This window comes from Micromonospora sp. LOL_013 (assembly GCF_048060315.1).
GTDB lineage: Bacteria > Actinomycetota > Actinomycetes > Mycobacteriales > Micromonosporaceae > Micromonospora_E.
Genome location: NZ_JBHMIQ010000040.1, coordinates 40,924 through 63,165 on the forward strand (window position 1 = coordinate 40,924; position 22,242 = coordinate 63,165).

Below are 22,242 nucleotides of genomic sequence, written 5' to 3' on the forward strand. Positions count from 1 at the left end.
AAGGTCCCGGCCGTCGTGCCGGCGACCAGTTATGTCGCGAGGAGACAACTCCGCATGAACCTCAATCCACTACGCGGCGCTGGGCGCTCGCGGATGCGTCGCGGCCTGTCCGCGGCCGCCGCGGTCGTACTCGGCTCCGGTGTGCTCGTGGTCGCGGCCACTCAGGCCAGCGCCGCCGCCGGGTGTCGGGTCGACTACTCGGTCAACCAGTGGAACACCGGATTCACCGCCAACCTGACCATCACCAACCTAGGTGACCCGCTGAGCAGTTGGGCCCTGGAGTGGGACTACTCCGGCAACCAGCAAATCACCCAGGCGTGGAACAGTGAATTCACCCAGAGTGGCAGTCGGGTGACTCTGCGCAATGCGCCGTGGAATGGCTCGCTGGGTACGAACGCCAGCGTCAACCCCGGCTTCAACGCGAGCTACTCCGGCACCAACACCGCGCCCACGGTGTTCCGCCTCAACGGTGTGGCGTGCAACGGCGGCACCACGCCGACGACCGCCCCGCCGACGACGGCGCCGCCGCCGACGACCGCCCCCCCGACGACGGCGCCGCCGACGACCGCCCCGCCGCCGACGTCCCCGCCGCCGAGCGGGCCGCGGGTGGACAACCCGTACGTGGGTGCCGACGTGTACGTGAACCCGATCTGGAGTGCGAACGCGGCGGCTGAGTCGGGTGGTAGCCGGATCGCTGATCAGCCGACGGGTGTGTGGCTGGACCGCACGAGTGCGATCTACGGCAACAACAGCCCGACCACCGGTGACATGGGTCTGGCGGACCATCTGGACGAGGCGGTGCGGCAGGACGCGGCGAACGGTAGCCGCCCGCTGGTCTTCCAGGTCGTGATCTACAACCTGCCGGGTCGGGACTGTGCGGCGTTGGCGTCCAACGGTGAGCTGGGTCCGGACGAGATCGACGCGTACCGGGACGATTACATCGATCCGATCGCGGAGATCGTGGGTCGGGCGGAGTACCGGAATCTGCGGATCGTGGCGGTGGTCGAGATCGATTCACTGCCGAACCTGGTGACGAATGTGGGTTCCCGGGTCACGGCGACGCCCGAGTGTGACGTAATGCTGGCGAACGGCAACTACGTGACGGGTGTCGGCTACGCGATCTCGCAGTTGGCGGATGTGCCGAACGTGTACAACTACATCGACGCCGGGCACCACGGCTGGATCGGCTGGGAGGACAACTTCGGGCCGACGGCGCAGATCATCGCGCAGGCGGCGAACGCGTCCGGTGCGTCGCCGTCGGACGTCCACGGGTTCATCACGAACACGGCGAACTACTCGGCGTTGCAGGAGCCGTACATCACGGTGGACAGCAACACCCGTCAGTCGTCGTGGATTGACTGGAACAACTACAACGACGAGTTGACGTTCGCGCAGGCGTTCCGGCAGCGGCTGGTGCAGGCCGGATTCCCGTCGAGCGTCGGCATGCTGATCGACACGTCGCGGAACGGTTGGGGCGGTCCGGACCGTCCGACCGGTCCGAGCAACGCTGGCGATGTGGACACCCGCGTAGACGAGTCGCGGATCGACCGACGGTTCCAGAAGGGCAACTGGTGCAACCAGTCGGGTGCCGGTCTGGGCGAGCGTCCGACCGCGGCGCCGGCGAGTGGGATCGACGCGTACGTGTGGATCAAGCCGCCGGGTGAGTCGGACGGTTCGAGTTCGGAGATCCCGAACGACGAGGGTAAGGGTTTCGACCGGATGTGTGACCCGACATACACGGGTAACCCGCGGAACAACAACAACATGAGTGGTGCCCTGCCGGGCGCGCCGGTTTCCGGGCACTGGTTCTCGGCCCAGTTCCAGGAGCTGATGGCGAACGCGTACCCGCCGTTGTGACAAGGCTGGACGCTCGACACTGAGCGGGGCCCGGCGCCGGACACGGCACCGGGCCCCGCCCCATTCTGGTCACCGAGCGCCCTCCGGATCACCCCGGTCGGCGCACGGCACCGCTCAGGTCAGGGCACGGTGCGTTCAATCGCTGCGGCACCGTCGCGTTCCAGTTCCTGACGCGCCCGATCCACCTGCCCCGGGCTGCCGTCGCCACCCTTGGCCACTGCGAGATCCGCTGCGTCCCACGGCTGCTCGGCGCCGGTCCGTACCCGTGCCGAGCCGGACCGGCCGTCCGGCGGCTGAAAATCCGGACCGTCCTGCTCCGTGTCCGGATCGGTGACCAGCAGCGGCACCGTGGTGTCGTCCTCGACAGCGGCCGCCACTGCCGGTTCCTCCTCCAGCGGCACCCGGCCGATCGCATTGTCCCGGTCCGTCATGGCTGCCCCCTCCCGTCGGAGCCGTCGAGGACAGGGGTACCCGGGGCAGGGGCGGATATGCGCGGGCGCCGGCCGGCGGATATGCGCGACCTCCGGCGCCAGCTGCGCCGGAGGTCGCAAGATTGGGAAGGTCGGTTTCTGGCGAGGCTCAGAGCGACAGCACCCGGTCCAGCAGGTCCCGGTAGCGGCGGACCGCCATCCGCAGTTGCTCGGTGTCCTCCGGGCCGGCGTCGGTCCACCCGCCGAGTTCGTCGCGCTGCGCGGTCAACGCCGCGGTGAGCGCCTCGACGGCCTCCGTCACCAGGCTCTGTGCCTCGCCCGCCGCGGCGTGCGGGTCGTCGACAAAGCGCAGTTGCACGTCCCGCCACCGGTCCCGGAACGCGTCGGCCTGCTCCGCCGCGAAGACTCCCGCTGGCGCCGGCTGCCGGGTCTGCTGTGGTTCGCTGCCGTCGCCCGCTCGTACGGTGTCGTCCTCGCTGGGATCGCGCGGCTCGTGCAGCCGCTCCGGGCCGGCCATCGCCGAGGCCGCGACCGCACCGCCGACGGTGGCGGCGCCGAACGCGGTCGGCTGTTCGACCGGTTCGTGGTGGACCGGCTCGTTCCGCTCGGGCGTCGCCACGCCGGAGACGATTTCGGTACGGTCCGGGTCAACGTATCCGTCGTGTTCGTGACCGGCGTCAGGTCGGCCCGGTCCGCTGTTCGGGGTGATGACCTCGGTACGTTCGTCGTGCCACTGATCGGTGCGGGCCATGGTGTCTCTCCTCAGCGGGTCGAAGCTTCCGTCGGGGTCGAGGCTTGCTGGGTCGGTGCCGCGGTGGGCACGGGGTCCTCGCCGAGCAGCTCTGCGAAGAGCGCCCGGTAGTGCACCACGGCCTGACGCAACTGCTCGGTGCTCGCCTCCCCGCGCTCGTTGGCCAGATGGACCTCGTGCGCCTCGCGGTACCTGCCGAGCGTACGGGCGTGCTCCACGGAGAGCTGAGCCACCTGCTCGTCGTAGTCGCCGGTCGGGTAGCCGAGCTCGGCGATCAGCCGGGTGAGCAGTTCGTCGGCGTCGCCGACCGCGGCGCCGGGTGCGTCGACGAACCGGGTCTGCACCTCGGCCCAGGCGGCGGCGTAGCGGGCGCGGGACGTTTCGGACAGCGGGGTCAGGGTCAACTCGGCGTGCCGGTGTTCTCGCTGCCGGAGCTCGCGCTCGGCGGCGCTGCGGCTGTCCTGCTCGGCGACGACCCGGTCGTACTCCGGACCGAAGGTGCTACGCAGGTCGTGGCGCCGCCGCCACCGGATCCAGAGCAGGGCGAGCGCCGCGAGCGCGACGAGAAGTACGGCGGCGATGAGGACGATCTCGATGAGCGACATGGTTGTTCCTCCTTCTCGCCCCGGTATTCCCGCTCGACCCGGTTCCTCAATCCGGGTTTGTCACATTTCCTTGACGACCTCGCCGGCATCTGATCCGGATCGCTCGCCGGGATGGTTCGCTGCAGGTCGGGACAACGACCGTGGATGCCGCCAGGTGCGGCCGCTTTCGGGACGCTCCGTGCCCACAATCGACCGCTGGGTGCCTCTGGTAGTGCCTGAGCCGTTAATTACGTATCCTTCCGGAGGCGCCGGACGCGACTGACCATCCACTCACCCGGACCGGTCGGTTCCGCATCCGCCGCGCCAGCTCAGCCACCACCGCGCCGGCGAGGTCTGATGAATACCCGCAACTGGTCGATCCGCTCGAAGATCGTTGCGCTGGTCGCTGTCCCGATCGCCGCGCTGCTGGCGCTGTGGATCTTCGCGACGTCGTTGACCATCGGCCCGGCGCTGAGCCTGCTGGGTGCCCAGGCACTGCTCGACGACGTCGGCCGCCCCGGCGAGGCGGTGGTGGCCGAGCTGCAGCGGGAACGCCGGCTCTCCGTGGTGTATCTGTCCCGCGCCGAGGGGCAGAACGCGCTGCGCGCCGGTGACCTGCGGCAGTTGCGCGACCAGTGGAAGGCCACCGACGCGGCGATCGACGAGTTCCGGCGCTCCGCTCGCGGCGACGAACCGCCGGCGGACCCGGCTGTGCTGGACGAGCGGATCGCGGCGACCCTGTCCGAGCTGGAGCTGCTGCCGTCCGGCCGAGGGTTCGTCGAACGTCGGGAGATGGACGCAGCCGGCGCGCTCGGCCTGTACAGCGGCATCGTCGACACCGCGTTCCAGATGTTCGCAGCGTTGGCCGGGCTGCCGGACAACGAGATCAACCGGCAGGCGCGGGCGCTGACCGACATCGGCCTGGGCCGTGACCTGCTCGGCCGGACCGACGCTCTGCTCGCCGGGGCCTTCGCCGCTGGCGAGCTGACCCCCGCCGGCCACCTGCAGTTGGTGCAAATCGTCGCCAACCAGCGGTTGCTGTTCGACCGGGCGGTGGCCGAGCTGCCCGACCCGGACAGCCGGACCTACCACCAGCTTGCCGCCGGTGACGACTACACCGGGCTGCGGCAGATGCAGGACACGCTGATCGCCGGTGGGCCGGCCGAGGACGGGCTGCCAGTATCCGAGTCCCGCTGGCGGGCCAGCTACCAGTCGGTTCAGGAGCAGCTGCGGGACTTCGAGCTGCTCGCCGCTGACGCGCTGGCCGAACGCAGCATGCCGACCGCGATCGCCATCCTGGCCCGGCTCGCCGCAGCCGGACTGGTCGGCCTGGCCGCGGTGATCGTCTCCGTGGTCATCTCGCTGCGGGTCGGCCGGTCGTTGATCCACCGGTTGACCGGGTTGCGCGCCGCCGCCCTGGAGCTGGCCGGCGAGCGGCTGCCCGGGGTGGTCGCCCGGCTACGCCGCGGCGAGGACGTCGACGTCGTCACCGAAGCCCCGCCGCTGGAGTACGGCGCCGACGAGATCGGCCAGGTCGGGCACGCGTTCAGTGAGGTGCAGCGGACCGCCGTACGGTCGGCCGTCGAGGAGGCGGCGCTGCGTCGTGGGCTGAACGAGACGTTCCTCAACATCGCCCGACGCAGCCAGACGCTGCTGCACCGGCAGCTGGCCGTACTGGACCGGATGGAACGGCGCAGCACCGATCCGACGGAGCTGGAGGACCTGTTCCGGGTCGACCACATGGCCACCCGGATGCGCCGGCACGCCGAGGACCTGGTGATCCTCGCAGGAGCTGCGCCGGGCCGGGGATGGCGCAACCCGGTACCGGTGGTCGACGTGATCCGGGGGGCCGTCTCCGAGGTCGAGGACTACGCCCGGGTGCACGTCACGACCGTGGAGGCCGCAGCCGTCGCCGGCCGGGCCGTGGGTGACGTCATCCACCTGCTGGCCGAGCTGATCGAGAACGCCACGTCCTTCTCCCCGCCGCAGACCCGGGTCACCGTGATCGGCCAGAGCCTGCCCAAGGGGTACGCGGTCGAGGTTGAGGACCGGGGCCTCGGCATGGAACCGGACGCGGTCGAGGATGCCAATCAGCGCCTCGCCGAGTCGCCGAACTTCGACCCCCACAACAGCGCCCGGCTCGGTCTGTTCGTCGTCGCCCAGTTGGCGGCCAAGCACGGCGTACGGGTCCGACTCCGGCCGTCACCGTTCGGCGGGATCACCGCCGTCACGCTGATCCCGGCTGAGCTGGTGGTGCCCGAGTCCGAGGTGCTGGCGCTACCGTCCGGCCGGCCACCCACAGCACTGACCACGGTGCGGTCGAGCCCGGCACCGGACCCGCCCGCCCGCCCGACCTCCGCGCCGCCGGCGGAGCCAACCGGGGCGCAGCCGCCGGCCCGCCGCCGTCCCACCACCCTGCCGACCCGGCGGTCCAGCGGTGCCGGCGCGACCACCGAGGACGGCCTGCCGCGCCGGGTACGCCAGTCCAGCCTGGCGCCCCAACTGCGCCAGGCACCCGATCCGTCCGCAGCCGACGGTCAGCTGCGGGAAGCCCCGCAACGGTCCCCGCAGGAGGTGCGGTCCCTGATGTCCGCGTTGCAGGCGGGAACCGCCCGGGGCCGGCAGGCGGCCGGCCTGCCAGCGGCCGGGCAGCCGGGTGGTGCCGGCGACACGACGCCGATCGTCGACGGCGGCTCGGTGCTGCCGGTCGGCGACGGCAGCACCGGTTCCGGCGACGAGCCGGCTTCCGTGGCATTGGAACCGTCCCCGACCGGGTCGACCGGCCCGGTCCGGGGCACCGCGACTCCGCCTCCGGGCGCGGTGCTGCCGCCCCCGGCGACGGAAGAGTCGGAGAGGGAGCTGTAGCTGTGCACACCATGCGGCATGCGATGAACCTCGACTGGCTGCTCGACGATCTCGTCGACCGGGTCCCGACCGCGCAGCAGGCCGTCGTGCTGTCCGCCGACGGCCTGCTGATGGGCGCGTCGCGGGGGCTGACCCGGGAGGGTGCCGAGCACATGGCGGCGATGGCCGCCGGCTTCCAGAGCCTCGCCAAGGGTGCCAGCCGGCACTTCGGGTCGGGTCCGGTACGGCAGACCGTGATCGAGATGGAGTCGGCGTACCTGTTCGTCACTGCGGCCGGGCACGGGGCCTGCCTGGCGGTGCTCAGCGCGGCCGACGCGGACATCGGTCTGATCGCGTACGAGATGGCGATGCTGGTCACCCGGGTCGGGCAGACTCTCAGCACGCCGAGCCGGCCACCTGCGGCGCAATCAGATGCGGGGTGACCCGGCCGGACCCCACGACTGGCTGGACTCCGACGCCGGCCCGGTGGTCCGTCCGTACGCGGTGACCGGTGGTCGGGTGCAGCCGACCGGTGCCACCTTCGACCTGCTGGCCTTCGTGGTGGCGAAGGCCCCGGAGGGCGCCGGCGTCGAAGTTCCGCTGCAGCCGGAACATCGGCGCATCGTCGGGCTGGCCCAGCAGCCGGTCTCGGTCGCCGACCTGGCGGCCGACCTCGATCTCGCGCTCGGTGTGGTCCGGGTCCTGCTCGGGGACCTGCTCGCCGCCGGACTGATCGCCCTCTACGAACCCCCGGCTTCGGCCGCTCACCCCCACGACGACATACTCAAGGCGGTGGTCAATGGACTCCGTGCGCTCTGACCGGCACAAGCCCTCCCGGCGGGTCCCACTCGCGCTGAAGATTCTCATCGCGGGCGGTTTCGGCGTCGGGAAGACCACCCTGGTCGGCGCGGTCAGTGAGATCCGTCCGCTGCAGACCGAGGAGGTGCTGACCAGCGCCAGCCTGGGCACCGACGATACGTCCTGGGTGGAGGGCAAGAACACCACGACCGTCGCGATGGACTTCGGCCGGATCACCATCAACGAAGATCTGCAGGTCTATCTGTTCGGTACGCCGGGCCAGGACCGGTTCTGGTTCCTCTGGGACGAGTTGGCGTTCGGCGCGCTCGGTGCGGTGGTGCTGGCCGACACCCGTCGGCTCGCCGACTGTTTCCCGTCGGTCGACTACTTCGAGCAACGGGGCACGCCGTTCGTGGTCGGGGTCAACTGCTTCGAGGGGGCGCAGCAGTTCAGTCAGGACTCGGTGCGCCGTGCGCTCGACCTCGACCCGGCGGTGCCGATCGTGCTGTGCGACGCCCGCAACCGTGGCTCGGGCAAGACGGTGCTGATCGCGTTGGTCGAGCATGTCGCCTATCTGCGCGGTCAGCCGGTGCCGGCGGGCTAACCTGCGGCCGGGTGCCGGCCGGTGTCGACCAGCACGACGTCCAGCCGGCGCGGCCCGTGTACCCCTTCGATTCGGTTCAGCTCGATGTCACTGGTGGCGGACGGCCCGGAGATCAGCGTGATCGGTCGGGTCGGGTCGGCCAGCCGGGCCAGTGCCGCCGGCACCCCGGCTACCACCTGGTTGGTTCGGACCACGCAGACGTGGAGGTCGGGCACCAGGGTGAGCCGGCGCGGGCCCTGCGCCGGCCCGGTGTCCAGCAGCACCGTCCCGGTCCGGCCGATCGCCACCGCGCACCCGGTCAGTGCGGTCAGGCCCGGCCGGTCCAGGTCGGTGACGGTCAGCGGCCGGGCCGGGTGGTCGCGCAGTACCTCCCCGGAGAAGTCGCGTAGCCAGTCGCCCGGCAGGTCCTGCGGCACCGCGACCCGGCGCACCCCGGTGAGCACCTCGGCGATCCGGTCGGCCAACTGGTCCGGAAAGCACCGGTGCACCGTCGCCCGGTAGTCGATCAGCCGGTCCATCAGGAGAGCGGCAGGGTCGGCATCGGCAGGGTCGGCGTCGGCTGTTCGGTAGTCGCGTGGCACCCGTACCGCAACCGCCGCCGGCCGGTGGTCCCGCGCCGCCCGCAACCGGGCCAGAATCTCGGTACGGGCGTCAGTCACCGCGCGGCCTCCCGTCCTCGTGCGGTCCGGTCCTGTCGTCCTGCGGTCCGGTCCTGTCGTCGGAGCGGGCCAGCCACCAGTCACGGAAACTCTGCCGGGGTGGCACCGGTGCGTCCCGGCTGGCCGTCCAACCGGCCAACGGCCACGGCAGTCGGCGGACCGTGCCGCGCCGTCCGGCGGCCAGCCGCACCGGGGCGGCGACCCGCCGGGTGGCGCGTAGCGCGGCGGCGTACCGTCGGCGGTCGCGCATCACCCAGGACATCGCGCCCATCGCGGTGCGCTCGGCGGACGGGCGCCGGCGGGCCTCGTCGACCCCACGCTGGCGCAGGTGCACCAGCACCTGCGGGATGTCGATGCGTACCGGGCAGGCGTCGAAGCAGGCACCGCAGAGGGTCGAGGCGTACGGCAGGGTCCGGTTGGCTCCGGCCCGGGGGCCGGTGAGCTGCGGGGAGAGGATCGCCCCGATCGGCCCCGGATACACCGAGCCGTACGCGTGGCCACCGACCCGCTCGTAGACCGGGCAGACGTTCAGACAGGCGGAGCAGCGGATGCAGCGCAGCGCCTGGCGGCCGACCGGGTCGGCGAGGGTGTCGGCCCGGCCGTTGTCGAGCAGCACGATGTGCAACTCCTGCGGCCCATCGCCGGGGGTCACCCCGGTCCACATCGAGGTGTACGGGTTCATCCGTTCGCCGGTCGACGAACGCGGCAGCAACTGCAGGAAGATCTCCAGGTCCCGGAAGGTCGGGACGATCTTCTCCACCCCGACCACCGAGATCATCGTCTGCGGCAGAGTCAGGCACATCCGTCCGTTGCCCTCGGACTCGACCACCACCAGGGTGCCGGTGCGTGCCACGGCGAAGTTCGCCCCGGAGATCGCCACTCGCGCGGTAAGGAACCGTTCCCGCAGGTGGCGGCGGGCCGCCTCGGCCAGCGCCGGCGGGTCGTCGGTGAGGGTGGTCAGGTCGACACCGGGCATCCGGCGGGCGAAGATCTCCCGGATCTGCGTCCGGTTGTAGTGGATCGCCGGGACCAGGATGTGCGACGGCGTGTCGCCGGCCAGCTGGACGATGAGCTCGGCGAGGTCGGTCTCGATCGCTTCGATGCCGGCCGCCGCGAGGGTCTCGTTGAGCCCGATCTCCTGGGTGACCATTGATTTGATCTTGACGACCTGGTCGGCGCCGGTTCGCCGGACCAGGTCGGTCACCACCCGGCCCGCTTCGGCCCCGTCCCGCGCCCAGTGCACCTGGGCCCCGGCGGCGGTGGCCGCCGCCTCGAACTCGGCGAGCAGCTCGGGCAGGCGGGCCAGCACGTCGTCCTTGACCGCCGCCCCGGCGACCCGCAGCGCCTCCCAGTCCGGCAGCTCGGCGACCATCCGTTCCCGCTTGTCGCGGATGGTGCGGGTGGCCCGGTGCAGGTTGGCCCGCAGCTGGGCGTTGCCCAGCTCGCGGGCCGCCGCGGTGGGAAACGGCAGCCGGGCGGTCACGTTGCCGGTGCCGCTGTCGTTGCTGGTGCTGGTGCTGGTGCTGGTCAATTCGGCTCCTCCGCCGTGCCGGCCAGGATCTGCGCGTAGTGCACCGCTCGCACCGGGCTGCGGAACCGGGTCAGCCCGCCGCCGATCTGGGCCAGGCACGAGTTGTCGGCCGCCGCCAGGTAGCGGGCGCCGGTGCCGCGTACCGCCCGGCACTTGTCGGCCAGCATGGTGCTGGAGACGGCGGCGTTGCGCATCGCGAAGGTGCCGCCGAAACCGCAGCACTCCTCGGCGTCCGGCAGGTCGCGCAGGTCGATCCCGCGGACCGCACGCAGCAGCCGCAGCGGCCGGTCGCCCAGCCGCAGCATTCGCAGCCCATGGCAGGTCGGGTGGTAGGTGACCGAGTGCGGGAAGGCGGCTCCGACATCGGTGACGCCGAGCACGTTGACCAGCAGTTCGGACAATTCGTACACCCGGGGTCGCAGTTCGTCGACCGCGGCGGCGAGCGCCGGGTCGTCGGCGGCCAGTCGCGGGTACGCGTCGCGGACCATCGCCACGCACGAACCGGACGGCGCGACCACCACCGCGTGGTCACGGAACGTCTCGACGAACCGGCGGACCAGGGGTATCGCCTCGGCCCGGTACCCACTGTTGCCGTGCAGTTGCCCGCAGCAGCTCTGGTCGAGCGGAAAGTCGACGGTGTGCCCGAGCCGCTCCAGCAACTGCACGACGGCCCGCCCGGTGCCCGGGTAGAGCACGTCGTTGACGCAGGTGACGAAGAGTGCGACGCGCATCGGGTCAGCCCTGCCGGAAGTAGGGGAGGTGGCGTTGCCGGGCGGCGAGCAGATGCTCGCGTACCGCTGTCTCGGCCCGGTCCGGATCGCCGGACGCCACCGCGTCGACGATCCGGTGGTGTTCGGCCCCGCTGGTGCGGTAGTGGGTCGGCGGGAAGTGCAGCCGGAACAGGTGCAGGTGCGGCCGGAGGCGGACGACCGCGTCGTGCAGCATCCGGTTGCCGGACTGCTCGGCGAGCAGGTTGTGGAACCGGGCGTCCTGGGCGGTGAAGGCGGCGATGCTCGCGTAGCCCTGCGCGCCGGGTACCGGACCGGGCAGGTCGGCGGCCTCGCGGAGCAGGTCGATGGCGGCCGGCTCGGCCCTCGCCGACCGAGCGGCGACCCGCCGGGCGGCGGCGGTCTCCAGGATCAGCCGCATCTCGACGAGTTCGTCGAACTCGTCGCGGGTAAGCAGTGGCGTGGCGGTGTATCCGACCAGCGGGCGCTTGCGGACCAGCCCGTCGGCTTCCAGCCGGGCGAGCGCCTCGCGTACCGGGGTGGGGGAAACCCGCAGGTCGCGGGCCAGGGCGTCGATGTTGATCCGGGCGCCCGGGGCGACCACGTGGTCCATCACCTGGGCGCGGACGGTCTCGTACACGTCGTCGGTGAGGGTGAGACGACGCGCTGGCCGCACGGGGCCCTCCTCGGTGCTCGACCCGCAGGCACCGGCCGTGGATCGGCCGGCCCGGCAGCGGGTAGATCAAAGATCCTATAGGATCGCTCGAATTGAATCGAGTGTCCGACGTCGGTGGGCCCGGGTTGCGGTCAGGCCCGGCCGACGCGGACGGCGGAAGGGAGTCCGGTGCGCGCAGCGGAGCCGAATCCGGCGGCAGAGACGATCTACCTCGGCTGCTACACAGCCGAGGGCGGTGGGAACGGGACCGGGGTGATGGTCGCCCGACGGGATCCGGCGACCGGCCAGCTCAGCGAGCCTACGCTGGGCGCCGAGTGCGCCTCGCCGTCGTTCCTCGCCCGGCACCCGCGCCGTCCGGTGCTGTACGCGGTCAACGAGGTCGGCGAGGGCACCGTAAGCGCCTGGTTGGTCAGCGGAGACCGGCTTCGTCCGCTGGGTAGCCAGCCCACGGGTGGGTCGAGCCCGTGCCACCTGGCGTTCGTCGCGACGGGTGGGCATCTGATCAGCGCGAACTATGTCAGCGGCAGCGTCGCGGTGCATCCGATCGACGACGACGGGACGCTACTGCCGCGTACCGATCTGCTGACGCATTCGGGCGCTGGGCCGCGACCCGACCGGCAGGAGGGCCCGCATGCCCACATGGTCTCCCCGGACCCGGATGACGCCGGACTGTACGTCGTCGACCTGGGCACCGACGCCGTGCATCGCTATCTACTCGACCCGGCGACCGGCACGCTGACCGAGCCGGACCCGGCGATGGCGGCGACGCAGGGCAGCGGTCCTCGGCATCTCGCCCGACACCCCGACGGCCGGTGGGCGTACCTGGTGGGGGAGCTGGATGCCAGCGTGACGGCGTACGAGATCGACGGGGGCGGTGGGCTGACCGAGCGGGCCCGGGTGCCGGCGAGTGAGTCGTCCGCCGGTGCGGCCGGAGGGGCGCAGCCCGCCGAGATCGCGGTCGGGCGGGGCGGCCGGTTCCTGTACGTCGCCAACCGCGGCCCGGACACCATCACGGTCTTCTCACTGACCGTTCCCGACCAGCCGAGGTACGTCGCCGAGGTGCCTTCCGGCGGCCACTGGCCGCGCCACTTCGCGATCGTCGGCGATCATCTGTACGTCGCCAACGAGCGGTCGGGCTCGGTGGGCGTGTACCTGATCGATTCTTCAGACGGCGTGCCGACCCCGGTCGGTGATCCGGTCCCGGCGCCGACGCCGACCTGCGTACTGCCTGGTTTCTGAGCCTCTGCGGCGGATATCCGTCCGCTGACGGCGTGAGCTGTTTGTCGAGGCCGGCACGGCCCTGTCGGTATTCTCGAAACGTACGGAAGTGGCGCGGCTACCCGAAGTCACCAATCTCCATAAAGTGTTTCTCCTCCGTAACTTTCATCCGAACGTACCTGGCACGATGGCCTGCTCATCCGGAGTATGGGACCGTGCCAGGCCGTCACCGGATGCGACGTGGGGTTCGCGGAGCAAGCGCCATCGCAGCAGCGATGGCGCTAATCGTCGTCACCGCCGGGGTCTGGTTTGGCTACCAACGCCTCACCGGCCCGTCCTGCTCCGGGACGCTGCCCCTGGTCGTCTCCGCCGCACCGGAGATCGCGCCCGCCGTGCAGTCGGCAGCGGACCGGTGGCGGGCCGACGGCGGTGCGGTCGGTGACGCCTGCGTCGCGGTCGAGGTCGCCGCGTCCGACCCGGTTAACGTTGCCGCTGTGGTGGCCGGGCAGCACGGTGTAGCGCTGGCCGGGGTAGGTCAGGCCAGCGGTACGGCGATCGCGCCGGACGTGTGGGTGCCGGATTCGTCCACCTGGCTGCTCCGGCTGAGTTCGCTGGCCCCCGGGTTCACCCCGGCCAACAACGAGTCGGTGGCCAGCAGCCCGGTGGTGGTCGCGATGCCCGAACCGGTGGCGACCAACCTGGGCTGGCCCGACCAGCAGCTGACCTGGACCGACCTGCTGCAGCAGATCACCACCGGCACCGAGCTGCGGACCGGCATCGTCGAACCGACCCGCGACGCGGCAGGGCTGTCCGGCTTGCTCGCCCTCGGTGAAGCGGCCGGCGAGGTCGGAGCGAACGCCCAGCAGGCGACGACGGCGGCGTTGCGCGCCCTGGCTACCGGCCGGTCCGCGCTGCGGGAGGACCTGATCGCCCGATTTCCCCGCTCGGCCGATCCCGCGTCAGTCGCCTCCGCACTCGGCGCCGCCGCCCTGTCCGAGGAGGACGTGATCCAGTACAACGCCGCGCAGCCGCCGATCGCGCTCGCGGCGCTGTACCTGGAACCGGCACCCATGTCGCTCGACTACCCGTACGCGGTGCTGCCCGGCGCCGACCCGGCCAAGGCTGCGGCAGCGGACGCCTTCTACTCCGTGCTGACCGGGGCGGGGTTCCGTAACCAACTCGGTGATCAGGGGCTGCGGGCGGCGGACGGCACCTGGGGCGCCGGCTTCAGTGCGCCCCAGGGAGCGCCCAGCCCGGCAGGTACTGCACCGGCGACCGCCATCCCGGACTCCGGCGGTACGGCGGCCGGTGGCCTGGACCCGGTAGTGATCGACCGGGCTCTCGCCACCTGGACATCGGTCACCCTGCCTGCCCAGATGCTCGCGGTGATCGACGTCTCGGGTTCGATGCTGGAGCCGGTGCCCACTGCGGACAACGTTACCCGCGCCGATCTCACTCGGGAGGCGGCCCGCCGAGGGCTCGGCCTGTTCGACGATTCGTGGGCTCTCGGACTGTGGATCTTCTCCACCGAACTGGACGGCGAGCAGGACTGGCGAGAACTCGTACCGATCAGTCCGTTGAGTAGCCGTCGGGTGGAGCTGGAGGCGTCGCTGTCGGAGGTCGTGCCGAAGCAGAACGGAAATACCGGTTTGTACGACACGACGCTCGCCGCTTATCTGGCAATGCAGGACGAATGGGCAGCTGGGCGTGTCAACTCGGTGGTCATCTTCACTGATGGTAGGAACGAGGACGACAACGGGTTGACCCAGGATGAGCTGTTGGCCGAGTTGGCCGAGGCGGCTGATCCACAGCGGCCCATCCAGGTGATCTACGTTGGCATCGGCGACGGGGTGAGTCAGGAGGAACTGGAGTCGATCACCAATACCACCGGTGGCGGGGTGTTCGTAACCGAGGACCCGGCCAACATCGGTGACATTCTGCTCAAGGCGATCGCTCTCCGCCCGACAACCGTGCGCTGAGTCGGTGATGTGGGGGTTCGAGAGGTTTTTGTCGAGCCGCCGAGTGACTGAGGGTTGTGAGATGGCTCCATATTGTACCTCTATTGTGGAAGCCCTCTGGTCAACTGACGGTAATCTGTCGCAAGCTTCGGCCACACCGGAAGGTGGGCCAAGATATCGGGGTGCCGTGGCACCACCGGTACCAACGACGGGCCAGCGAGGTGCCCGGGGTCTGCGTCGACTCGAGCAAGCTGGGAGGGCTAGTGACGTCGGCGACTTTGGTCAACGCTACGGTGGTGCAACCGGACTCCACACCGGGAGCGCCCACCGCAGTGCTGCACGCGCGACAGCGTGCCTACATTCGGGCGATCGCCGCCCTTGACATCGGCGTGCTCTGCGCCGCCGTGCTGGCCGGCTACCTGGTGCGTTTCGGTGCCGAGGAAGCCACCGGAGCGGATCTACCGTACGTCCTGACGACCCCCTGCCTGATGATCGCGTGGCTGGCCTCGCTGAAGTTGCTGCGCTGCTACGACGACCGGGTGCTCGGCTACGGCGCCGACGAGTACCGGCGGGTGATCACTGCCAGCCTGCGGCTGGCCGGCACCGTGGCGATCATCGGCTACGTCGCCAACGTCGGGATCAGCCGAGGCTTCCTGGCGGTGGCCTTCGCGGTTGGCACCGTCGGTCTGGTCGCCGGCCGGTTCGGCGCCCGCAAGTACCTGCACCGCCAGCGGGCCACCGGGACGGGGTGGTTCCGCAAGGTGCTGGTGGTCGGGGACACCCCGCACGTGCTGGAGCTGGTGCACACGCTGCGGCGGGAGCCGTACGCGGGCTACCGGGTGGTCGGTGCCTGCATCCCGGACGCGCTGCTGGCCCCGGTGCCGCAACGGCTCGGTGACGTGCCGGTCGCCGGTTCGTTCCGCAACATCCCGGACGCCGCCGCCGCCACCGGTGCCGACACCGTCGCGGTCACCGCGTCCGGGGAGCTGACCGCCACCCGGCTGCGCCGGCTCGGCTGGCAGCTGGAGGGCACCGGCATCGACCTGGTGCTGGCCCCGGCGCTGACCGACGTGGCCGGGCCGCGGATCCACACCCGGCCGGTCGCCGGGCTGCCGCTGATCCACGTCGAGGCGCCCGAGTTCCGGGGCACCCGCAAGCTGGTCAAGGGCTTCGTCGACCGGTCGGTGTCGCTGCTGGCGGTGACCCTGCTGCTGCCGGTGCTGACCCTGCTCGCCCTGGCGATCAAGCTCGACAGCCGAGGACCGGTCATCTTCAAGCAGGTCCGGGTCGGCCAGGGCGGGCGGGAGTTCCACGTCTACAAGTTCCGCACGATGGTGGTCGACGCCGACAAACTGCTCGCCGAGCTGGCGGCCAAGAACGAGACCGACGGGCTGATGTTCAAGATGCGCGACGACCCGCGCATCACCCGGGTCGGCAGGTTCCTGCGCAAGTACTCCTTCGACGAGCTGCCGCAGCTGGCCAACGTGCTGTTCGGCCACATGAGCCTGGTCGGCCCGCGTCCGCCGCTGCCGTCGGAGGTTGCCCGCTACGACGGCGACGTCGCCCGCCGGCTGCTGGTCAAGCCCGGAATGACCGGCCTGTGGCAGGTCAGCGGCCGGTCCGACCTGTCCTGGGAGGACGGCATCCGGCTCGACCTCTACTACGTGGAGAACTGGTCACTGGCCAGCGACCTGACCATTCTGTGGAAGACCTTCGGCGCGGTCGTCAACGGCCGCGGCGCGTACTGACCTGGGCCGCGCGGTACCTACTCACCTCGGCTACGGGCGGGCTCTGGTGGCCGTTGGCGTCAGCCGGCGGCCAGCCAGGGGGCCGGGTGGTCGCGTACCGCCCGGACCACCGCGCCGGCCGCGCCGGTCGCCGCCGCCTCGGCACCCAGCAGCGAAGCCCGGACGGTCACCGGCGACCAGCCGACGGTCAGCACCCGTCGACCGATCTCCGCCTCGACGACCGGCGACAGCCACGGTGCCAGCGGCGCGTAGATGCCACCGAGCACGATGGTCTGCACATCCAGCAGGTTGACCACCCCGGCGAGCACCACACCGAGCGCGCCGGCCGCCGCCGTCAACGCCCGGCGGACCTGCGGTTCGGAGCGTGCCGCCCGATCGGCGACCTGCCGCAGCGCCTCGGAGGCGGTCAGCCCCTGCCCGGCCAGGCCGGCCGAGCGTAGGATCGCCTCCTGACCGGCGTACTGCTCAAGACAGCCGCGTGCCCCGCACCGGCAGCTCGGCCCGTCCGGCCGGACCGCGAGGTGGCCGAGCTCGCCGCTCCACCCCCGGGTGCCCCGGAACAGGCGACCGTCCAGCACGATCCCGGCCCCGATGCCGATCTCACCGGAGACGTAGACGAAGTCGGCCGGCTCGCCGTGGCGGGCGTGCAGTTCGCCCAGGGCGGCGAGGTTCGCCTCGTTGTCCACGGTCAGCGGTACGCCGGCGAGAGGGCCGCCGGTGGCGGAAAGCACGGCCGAGACGTCCACGTCGTGCCAGCCGAGGTTCGGCGCGAGCCGGACCAGCCCGTCCCCGGTCACCAGCCCGGGTACGGCCAGCGCGGCGCCGGCGAGCGGGAGATCGCGCGCCTGCGGCGCGGTGAGCACCTCGCCGGCCAGCGCGGCGAGCCGGGCCAGCACCAGCTCCGGCGGGTGCGGCCGTTGATCCGCCGGTAGCACCGCCCGATGGCGTACCGTTCCGGACAGATCCACCAGGCAGGCGGCCAGGTAGTCGACGTTGATCTCCAGGCCGAGACCGGCCGGGCCGTCGGCGGCGAGCGCCAGCCCGGTCGCCGGCCGGCCGGCACCGGTCCGGGGCACCGGCGCGACCTCGGTGAGCAGGTTGCCACCGATCAGCTCGTCGACGAGCGCCGAGACGGTGGCCCGGGTCAGTCCGGTCGTCGCGGCGATCTCGGCGCGGGACGGTGGGCGACCGGCGGCGGCGACCTGGCGGACCACCAGGCCGAGATGGTGCTCGCGCAGACCAGCCTGGCGGAGCGGGGATTCTGGCGTGCGCATGGCCTTGACAATGCCACACGCCGGGAAAATAATTCAATCACTAAACAAATCTGTCGTGTTTCGCGGAGGTCACCATGACAGTCCAGCCCACGCCGGCCGACAAATTCTCCTTCGGGCTCTGGACCGTTGGATGGCAGGCCCGCGACCAGTTCGGCGACGCCAGCCGAGGCCCGCTCGACGCCGTCGAGGCGGTGCACCAGCTCGCCAACCTCGGCGCGTACGGCATCACCTTCCACGACGACGACCTGATCCCGTTCGGCTCCGACTCGGCCAGCCGCGACCAGCACATCGCCCGGTTCCGCAAGGCGCTCGACGAGACCGGACTGGTCGTGCCGATGGTCACCACCAACCTCTTCGGCCACCCGATCTTCAAGGACGGCGGCTTCACCAGCAACGACCGCTCAATCCGGCGGTTCGCGCTGCGCAAGGTGCTGCGCAACATCGACCTCGCCGCCGAGCTCGGCGCGAAGACCTTCGTCATGTGGGGCGGCCGGGAAGGCTCCGAGTACGACCACGCCAAGGACATCCGGGCCGCGCTCGACCGCTACCGCGAGGCCGTCGACCTGCTCGGCCAGTACGTCGTCGACCGCGGCTACGACCTGCGCTTCGCCATCGAGCCCAAGCCCAACGAGCCGCGCGGCGACATCCTGCTGCCGACCGTCGGCCACGCGATCGCCTTCATCTCCAGCCTGGCCCGCCCGGAGCTGGTCGGCCTCAACCCCGAGGTCGGCCACGAGCAGATGGCCGGGCTCAACTTCACCCACGGCATCGCCCAGGCCCTGTGGCACGGCAAACTGTTCCACATCGACCTCAACGGCCAGCGTGGCGTCAAGTTCGACCAGGACCTGGTCTTCGGCCACGGCGACCTGCTCAACGCGTTCTCCCTGGTCGACCTGCTGGAGAACGGTGGCCCCGACGGCACCCCCGCCTACGACGGCCCCCGGCACTTCGACTACAAGCCGTCGCGCACCGAGGACTACACCGGTGTCTGGGCGTCCGCTGCCGCCAACATGCGCACGTACCTGCTGCTCAAGGAGCGGGCCGCCGCGTTCCGGGCCGACCCCGAGGTGCAGGAGGCGCTCGCCGCCAGCAAGGTCCCGGACCTGGCCGTGCCCACCCTCAACCCCGGCGAGACCTACACCGATCTGCTCGCCGACCGGTCCAGCTTCGAGGACTTCGACCCGGAGGCCGTCGCCGAGCAGGGCTTCCACTTCGTCCGCCTCAACCAGCTCGCGGTCGAGCACCTGCTCGGCGCCCGCTGACCCGTACCGTCCACCGCGAACCCGCCCGACCCCCTCATGGAGGACCAGCCGTGACCCTCGTCGCCGGCGTCGACTCGTCGACCCAGTCGTGCAAGGTGGTGATCCGCGACGCGGACACCGGCAAACTGGTCCGTGAGGGCCGGGCGGCGCATCCGGACGGCACCGAGGTGCACCCGGACGCCTGGTGGGCGGCGCTGCAACAGGCCATCGACGCGGCCGGCGGGCTGGACGACGTGTCCGCCGCCGCCGTCGCCGGCCAACAGCACGGCATGGTCTGCCTGGACGAGACCGGCGACGTGGTCCGCCCCGCCCTGCTGTGGAACGACACCCGCTCGGCCGGTGCCGCCGCCGAACTGATCGACGAGTTCGGCGGCGGCACCGCCGGCCGGCAGGCCTGGGCCGACGCCGTCGGCCTGGTGCCGGTGGCCAGCTTCACCATCACCAAACTGCGCTGGCTGGCCCGCACCGAGCCGGCGTCGGCCGACCGTACGGCTGCGGTCTGCCTGCCGCACGACTGGCTGACCTGGCGGTTGGCCGGCACCGGCGACCTGGCCGCGCTGCGCACCGACCGCAGCGACGCCAGCGGCACCGGCTACTGGTCGGCAGCGACCGGCCAGTACCGCCCCGACCTGCTGGAGCATGCCTTCGGCCGGACGCCGCTGGTGCCGACGGTGCTCGGCCCCACCGACCCGGCCGGCGCGCTGCGCTCCGGCGCACCGCTCGGCCCCGGCGCCGGGGACAACGCCGCCGCCGCGCTCGGCGTCGGCGCCCGCCCCGGCGACGTGATCGTCTCCATCGGCACCTCCGGCACCGTGTTCAGCGTCGCCGACACCCCGGCCGCCGACCCCAGCGGCACCGTCGCCGGTTTCGCCGACACCACCGGCCGCTTCCTGCCGCTGGTCGCCACCCTCAACGCCGCCCGGGTGCTCGACGCCGCCGCGAAGCTGCTCGGCGTCGACCACGAACGGCTCGCCGAGCTGGCGCTGAGCGCACCGGCCGGCGCCGACGGGCTGGTGCTGGTGCCGTACCTGGAAGGGGAACGCACCCCGGACCGGCCGACGGCCAGCGGCTCGCTGCACGGGCTCACCCTGGCCAGCAGCACCCCCGCGCACCTGGCGCGGGCCGCCGTCGAGGGCATGCTCTGCGCGCTCGCCGACGGCCTGGACGCCCTGGTCGCGCAGGGCGCGACCGTCAACCGGGTCATTCTGGTCGGCGGCGGGGCCCGCTCCTTGGCGGTACGCCGGATCGCGCCCGAGGTGTTCGGCTGCCCGGTGCTGGTGCCCCCGCCGGGGGAGTACGTCGCCGACGGTGCCGCCCGGCAGGCCGCCTGGCTGGCGCTGGGCACCCCGGATGCGCCGGACTGGACCCCGGCCGACACCGAGGAGTACGCCGCCGACGCGGTGCCCGCCATCCGCGCCCGGTACGCCGACGCCCGCGACCACGTCCTGAACCGGGTCACCGCCGGCTGAATCGGTATTACCGTATGAGGGGATTCTGAAACTGCCGTGCGATCGACGTCGGGGCCCTGGGGGTTGCTGGTTCTCTGCGGTGGTGGACAATTTTCAACTGGCAATCGTGATTACATGCGAACAGCTGCGGGCGACGATGTCATCGTGGGTCGCGAGGACGACTGTCTTACCTGCCTTGTTGATTCGGCGCAGCAGGCCCAGCACGAAATCTCGGTTGTCGGCGTCGAGGGATCCGGTCGGTTCGTCGGCCAAAACGATGTCACACGGCTTGAGCAGAAGACGCGCCACCGCGACTCGCTGCTGTTCGCCCCCGGACAGCGAATAGATCTTGCGATGCTCTGATTCGGGCAAGTCGACCTGCATGAGCGCATCGGCGATGCGCTGCCGCTTGGAAATACCGCCGTCCGAATAAGTAAGAGCGAGGTCGAGATTGTGCCCGACGGATTCGTTGTCGATGAGCGCGAAGTTCTGGAACAGATAGCCAAGATGACGACGGCGCAGTCGGTTCGCGGCGCGGGTACTGGGTCTCGGGGCCTTGCCGCCGAGGATGCGGACCTCGCCAGAGTCCGGAACATCCAGCAGACCGAACATATTGAGGACCGTGGACTTTCCGGTTCCGCTTGGACCCGTGATCGCTATCATCTCGCCGGCCTTGATCTGTAGGTCGAAGCTGACCAAGATGTCTCGGCCGCCGTACTGCTTGGAAACGCCAAGAAGTTCGCACGAGAACGCCATCGCTAAAGCTCCTTCAACCGTTGTACCGTGTTGCGCCGCTCGGCAACGGTAGCGATCGCGAGCACGAACAAGGCCTCAACCGCCAAAGATGTCGCCATGATGACCAGCAACCTCCAGGCCGATTCCGGAGGGCTCGCGGCCACCCCCGAGCCGACGAGTTCATCCCTACCAGTGCAGTTATGCCAACGATGAGGCGCATATCGATGCCGGCGCCAGAACCCGAGTAACTCGGGCTCGACGCCGGCTCGTAGCAATGTAGCAATGTAGCAATCGGGCCGAGGCTCTTGCTATTGGACCGCTAGCGGATTCCGAACTACAATCACGGAGTGTTGTTCCAGTAGGTGTAGCAGGTGTAGGCCAGGGCTATTGCAAAGTCGGGTGACCCCTGGTCACGGCAGGGTTTCCCGTGGTTACGGCGTCGATGAGGTCGTGCGGGCGGTGGCTGGCACGTCGGGTGGCTTCGGCGATGTTGGTAGCACCATCAACGTGGTGGTATCCGATCGCGGTGTTGCGGAGCGTGGCGAACACGGCGGGCCCGCTACCCGTTCGGGCGCTATGGGCATCCTCACGGAACGTGACATCCCGTACGTGATGGAGCCGATTCTCGATATGCCATTCCGACCGCGCCCAGGTGCCCAGATCAGCGGGCTGGGCCTGGTCGGCGGGCAGCGAGACGGTCAGGTACGCCGTCTCACGGGTGGTCCTGCCCTTGATCGTGCGGGTCCGGGTGATCCGGACGGCCTGCCGCGCGTAGGGGAAGCCCAGGCCTCCCGGGGTGGACACGGTGAGGACCTTGACGGTGCGGGTCTCCTTGCGTCCGTGACCGGTCTCGCGGGTCTGGGACCCGACCGGGACCTCAGCCCAGGGAAGGGCCTTGAGCTGGGCGAACAAGGTGGGCTGGTTGGCCTTGACCGCGGTCATCAGATGTCCGCCGTCGGCGGCGAGCAACTCGGCGTGCCCGGTCTGTGCGTGCAACGCGTCCGCGACCACGAGGACGTCCCTCAACGATCCCAGCACGGCCGCGACCAGGCGTAGCAGCGGGGTGAACGCCGGGATCTGACCGGAAAAACAACCGTGAGTGGGCAGGCGGCAGCGTCGGGGCGCAGCCCCGACGA

Annotated in this window: 20 protein-coding genes; 10 read left to right on the plus strand and 10 right to left on the minus strand. The window is 70.9% G+C overall.

Annotated elements, in window-relative coordinates; all coding sequences use genetic code 11:
- Positions 1 to 54: 54 nt before the first annotated feature.
- A complete protein-coding gene (locus ACFHWS_RS23250; RefSeq protein ID WP_416553487.1) occupies positions 55 to 1,857 on the plus strand; it encodes a glycoside hydrolase family 6 protein in 1,803 nt (600 codons plus the stop codon).
- A 119-nt stretch (positions 1,858 to 1,976) separates the two neighbouring features.
- On the opposite strand, the gene ACFHWS_RS23255 is transcribed toward ACFHWS_RS23250, so the two are convergent.
- The 3 genes from ACFHWS_RS23255 to ACFHWS_RS23265 all read right to left on the minus strand — a co-directional run bounded on the left by ACFHWS_RS23255 (position 1,977) and on the right by ACFHWS_RS23265 (position 3,644).
- Positions 1,977 to 2,288: a hypothetical protein gene (locus tag ACFHWS_RS23255; RefSeq protein ID WP_416553489.1), complete on the minus strand. Its 312-nt coding sequence runs from the start codon at positions 2,286 to 2,288 to the stop codon at positions 1,977 to 1,979.
- A 148-nt stretch (positions 2,289 to 2,436) separates the two neighbouring features.
- Positions 2,437 to 3,039 carry a hypothetical protein gene (locus ACFHWS_RS23260; protein WP_416553491.1) on the minus strand — a complete coding sequence of 201 codons (603 nt, stop codon included), beginning with the start codon at positions 3,037 to 3,039 and terminating at the stop codon, positions 2,437 to 2,439.
- Between the two features lie 11 nt (positions 3,040 to 3,050).
- Entirely contained in the window at positions 3,051 to 3,644 is a 594-nt protein-coding gene (locus ACFHWS_RS23265; protein ID WP_416553493.1) for a hypothetical protein, read from the minus strand.
- Between the two features lie 336 nt (positions 3,645 to 3,980).
- On the opposite strand from ACFHWS_RS23265, the gene ACFHWS_RS23270 reads away from it, so the two are divergent.
- Genes ACFHWS_RS23270 through ACFHWS_RS23285 form a run of 4 tightly spaced genes read left to right on the plus strand, consistent with a single transcriptional unit; the run spans position 3,981 to position 7,869 of the window.
- The gene (locus ACFHWS_RS23270) at positions 3,981 to 6,488 is read left to right on the plus strand and encodes a nitrate- and nitrite sensing domain-containing protein (protein WP_416569062.1); all 2,508 of its coding nucleotides are present in this window, start codon (positions 3,981 to 3,983) and stop codon (positions 6,486 to 6,488) included.
- Between the two features lie 11 nt (positions 6,489 to 6,499).
- Complete coding sequence (locus ACFHWS_RS23275; protein WP_416553767.1) at positions 6,500 to 6,910, plus strand: roadblock/LC7 domain-containing protein; 411 nt, start codon at positions 6,500 to 6,502, stop codon at positions 6,908 to 6,910.
- Positions 6,900 to 7,286, plus strand: coding sequence for a DUF742 domain-containing protein (locus ACFHWS_RS23280; protein ID WP_416553497.1), 387 nt, complete (start codon positions 6,900 to 6,902; stop codon positions 7,284 to 7,286). Before ACFHWS_RS23275 ends, ACFHWS_RS23280 begins: the two co-directional genes overlap by 11 nt.
- Entirely contained in the window at positions 7,267 to 7,869 is a 603-nt protein-coding gene (locus tag ACFHWS_RS23285) for a GTP-binding protein (protein ID WP_416553499.1), read from the plus strand. The genes ACFHWS_RS23280 and ACFHWS_RS23285 overlap by 20 nt, the downstream gene beginning before the upstream one ends.
- On the opposite strand, the gene ACFHWS_RS23290 is transcribed toward ACFHWS_RS23285, so the two are convergent.
- From ACFHWS_RS23290 to ACFHWS_RS23305, 4 genes are read right to left on the minus strand one after another with little or no spacing between them, the layout of a single operon-like run.
- Positions 7,866 to 8,528, minus strand: a complete 663-nt coding sequence (locus tag ACFHWS_RS23290) for a LutC/YkgG family protein (protein WP_416553501.1) — start codon at positions 8,526 to 8,528, stop codon at positions 7,866 to 7,868. The genes ACFHWS_RS23285 and ACFHWS_RS23290 overlap by 4 nt on opposite strands.
- Positions 8,521 to 10,059 (minus strand): lactate utilization protein B, encoded by a 1,539-nt coding sequence (locus ACFHWS_RS23295; protein ID WP_416569063.1) that lies wholly within the window; start codon positions 10,057 to 10,059, stop codon positions 8,521 to 8,523. The genes ACFHWS_RS23290 and ACFHWS_RS23295 overlap by 8 nt, the downstream gene beginning before the upstream one ends.
- A complete protein-coding gene (locus tag ACFHWS_RS23300; RefSeq protein WP_416569064.1) occupies positions 10,056 to 10,790 on the minus strand; it encodes a (Fe-S)-binding protein in 735 nt (244 codons plus the stop codon). Before ACFHWS_RS23300 ends, ACFHWS_RS23295 begins: the two co-directional genes overlap by 4 nt.
- A 4-nt stretch (positions 10,791 to 10,794) precedes the next feature.
- A complete protein-coding gene (locus tag ACFHWS_RS23305) occupies positions 10,795 to 11,463 on the minus strand; it encodes a GntR family transcriptional regulator (RefSeq protein ID WP_416553507.1) in 669 nt (222 codons plus the stop codon).
- Positions 11,464 to 11,631: 168 nt separating this feature from the next.
- On the opposite strand from ACFHWS_RS23305, the gene ACFHWS_RS23310 reads away from it, so the two are divergent.
- The 3 genes from ACFHWS_RS23310 to ACFHWS_RS23320 all read left to right on the plus strand — a co-directional run bounded on the left by ACFHWS_RS23310 (position 11,632) and on the right by ACFHWS_RS23320 (position 16,387).
- The gene (locus tag ACFHWS_RS23310) at positions 11,632 to 12,702 is read left to right on the plus strand and encodes a lactonase family protein (protein WP_416569065.1); all 1,071 of its coding nucleotides are present in this window, start codon (positions 11,632 to 11,634) and stop codon (positions 12,700 to 12,702) included.
- A 254-nt stretch (positions 12,703 to 12,956) separates the two neighbouring features.
- Positions 12,957 to 14,660, plus strand: coding sequence for a VWA domain-containing protein (locus tag ACFHWS_RS23315; RefSeq protein WP_416569066.1), 1,704 nt, complete (start codon positions 12,957 to 12,959; stop codon positions 14,658 to 14,660).
- A gap of 272 nt (positions 14,661 to 14,932) precedes the next feature.
- A complete protein-coding gene (locus tag ACFHWS_RS23320; RefSeq protein ID WP_416569071.1) occupies positions 14,933 to 16,387 on the plus strand; it encodes a sugar transferase in 1,455 nt (484 codons plus the stop codon).
- Between the two features lie 59 nt (positions 16,388 to 16,446).
- Here ACFHWS_RS23320 and ACFHWS_RS23325 read toward each other — a convergent pair whose 3' ends face one another.
- Complete coding sequence (locus ACFHWS_RS23325) at positions 16,447 to 17,661, minus strand: ROK family protein (protein ID WP_416553513.1); 1,215 nt, start codon at positions 17,659 to 17,661, stop codon at positions 16,447 to 16,449.
- 74 nt (positions 17,662 to 17,735) lie between these two features.
- Here ACFHWS_RS23325 and xylA point away from each other — a divergent pair, with 74 nt between their 5' ends.
- Positions 17,736 to 18,923, plus strand: coding sequence for a xylose isomerase (gene xylA / locus ACFHWS_RS23330; protein WP_416569067.1), 1,188 nt, complete (start codon positions 17,736 to 17,738; stop codon positions 18,921 to 18,923).
- A gap of 50 nt (positions 18,924 to 18,973) precedes the next feature.
- A complete protein-coding gene (gene xylB / locus ACFHWS_RS23335; RefSeq protein WP_416569068.1) occupies positions 18,974 to 20,392 on the plus strand; it encodes a xylulokinase in 1,419 nt (472 codons plus the stop codon).
- A gap of 93 nt (positions 20,393 to 20,485) precedes the next feature.
- Here the strand turns inward: xylB and ACFHWS_RS23340 are convergent, their stop codons facing one another.
- Both ACFHWS_RS23340 and ACFHWS_RS23345 read right to left on the minus strand, forming a co-directional pair.
- Positions 20,486 to 21,127, minus strand: a complete 642-nt coding sequence (locus ACFHWS_RS23340) for an ATP-binding cassette domain-containing protein (protein ID WP_416569069.1) — start codon at positions 21,125 to 21,127, stop codon at positions 20,486 to 20,488.
- A gap of 363 nt (positions 21,128 to 21,490) precedes the next feature.
- Positions 21,491 to 22,144, minus strand: a complete 654-nt coding sequence (locus tag ACFHWS_RS23345; RefSeq protein ID WP_416569072.1) for an ISAs1 family transposase — start codon at positions 22,142 to 22,144, stop codon at positions 21,491 to 21,493.
- Between the last annotated feature and the right edge of the window lie 98 nt (positions 22,145 to 22,242).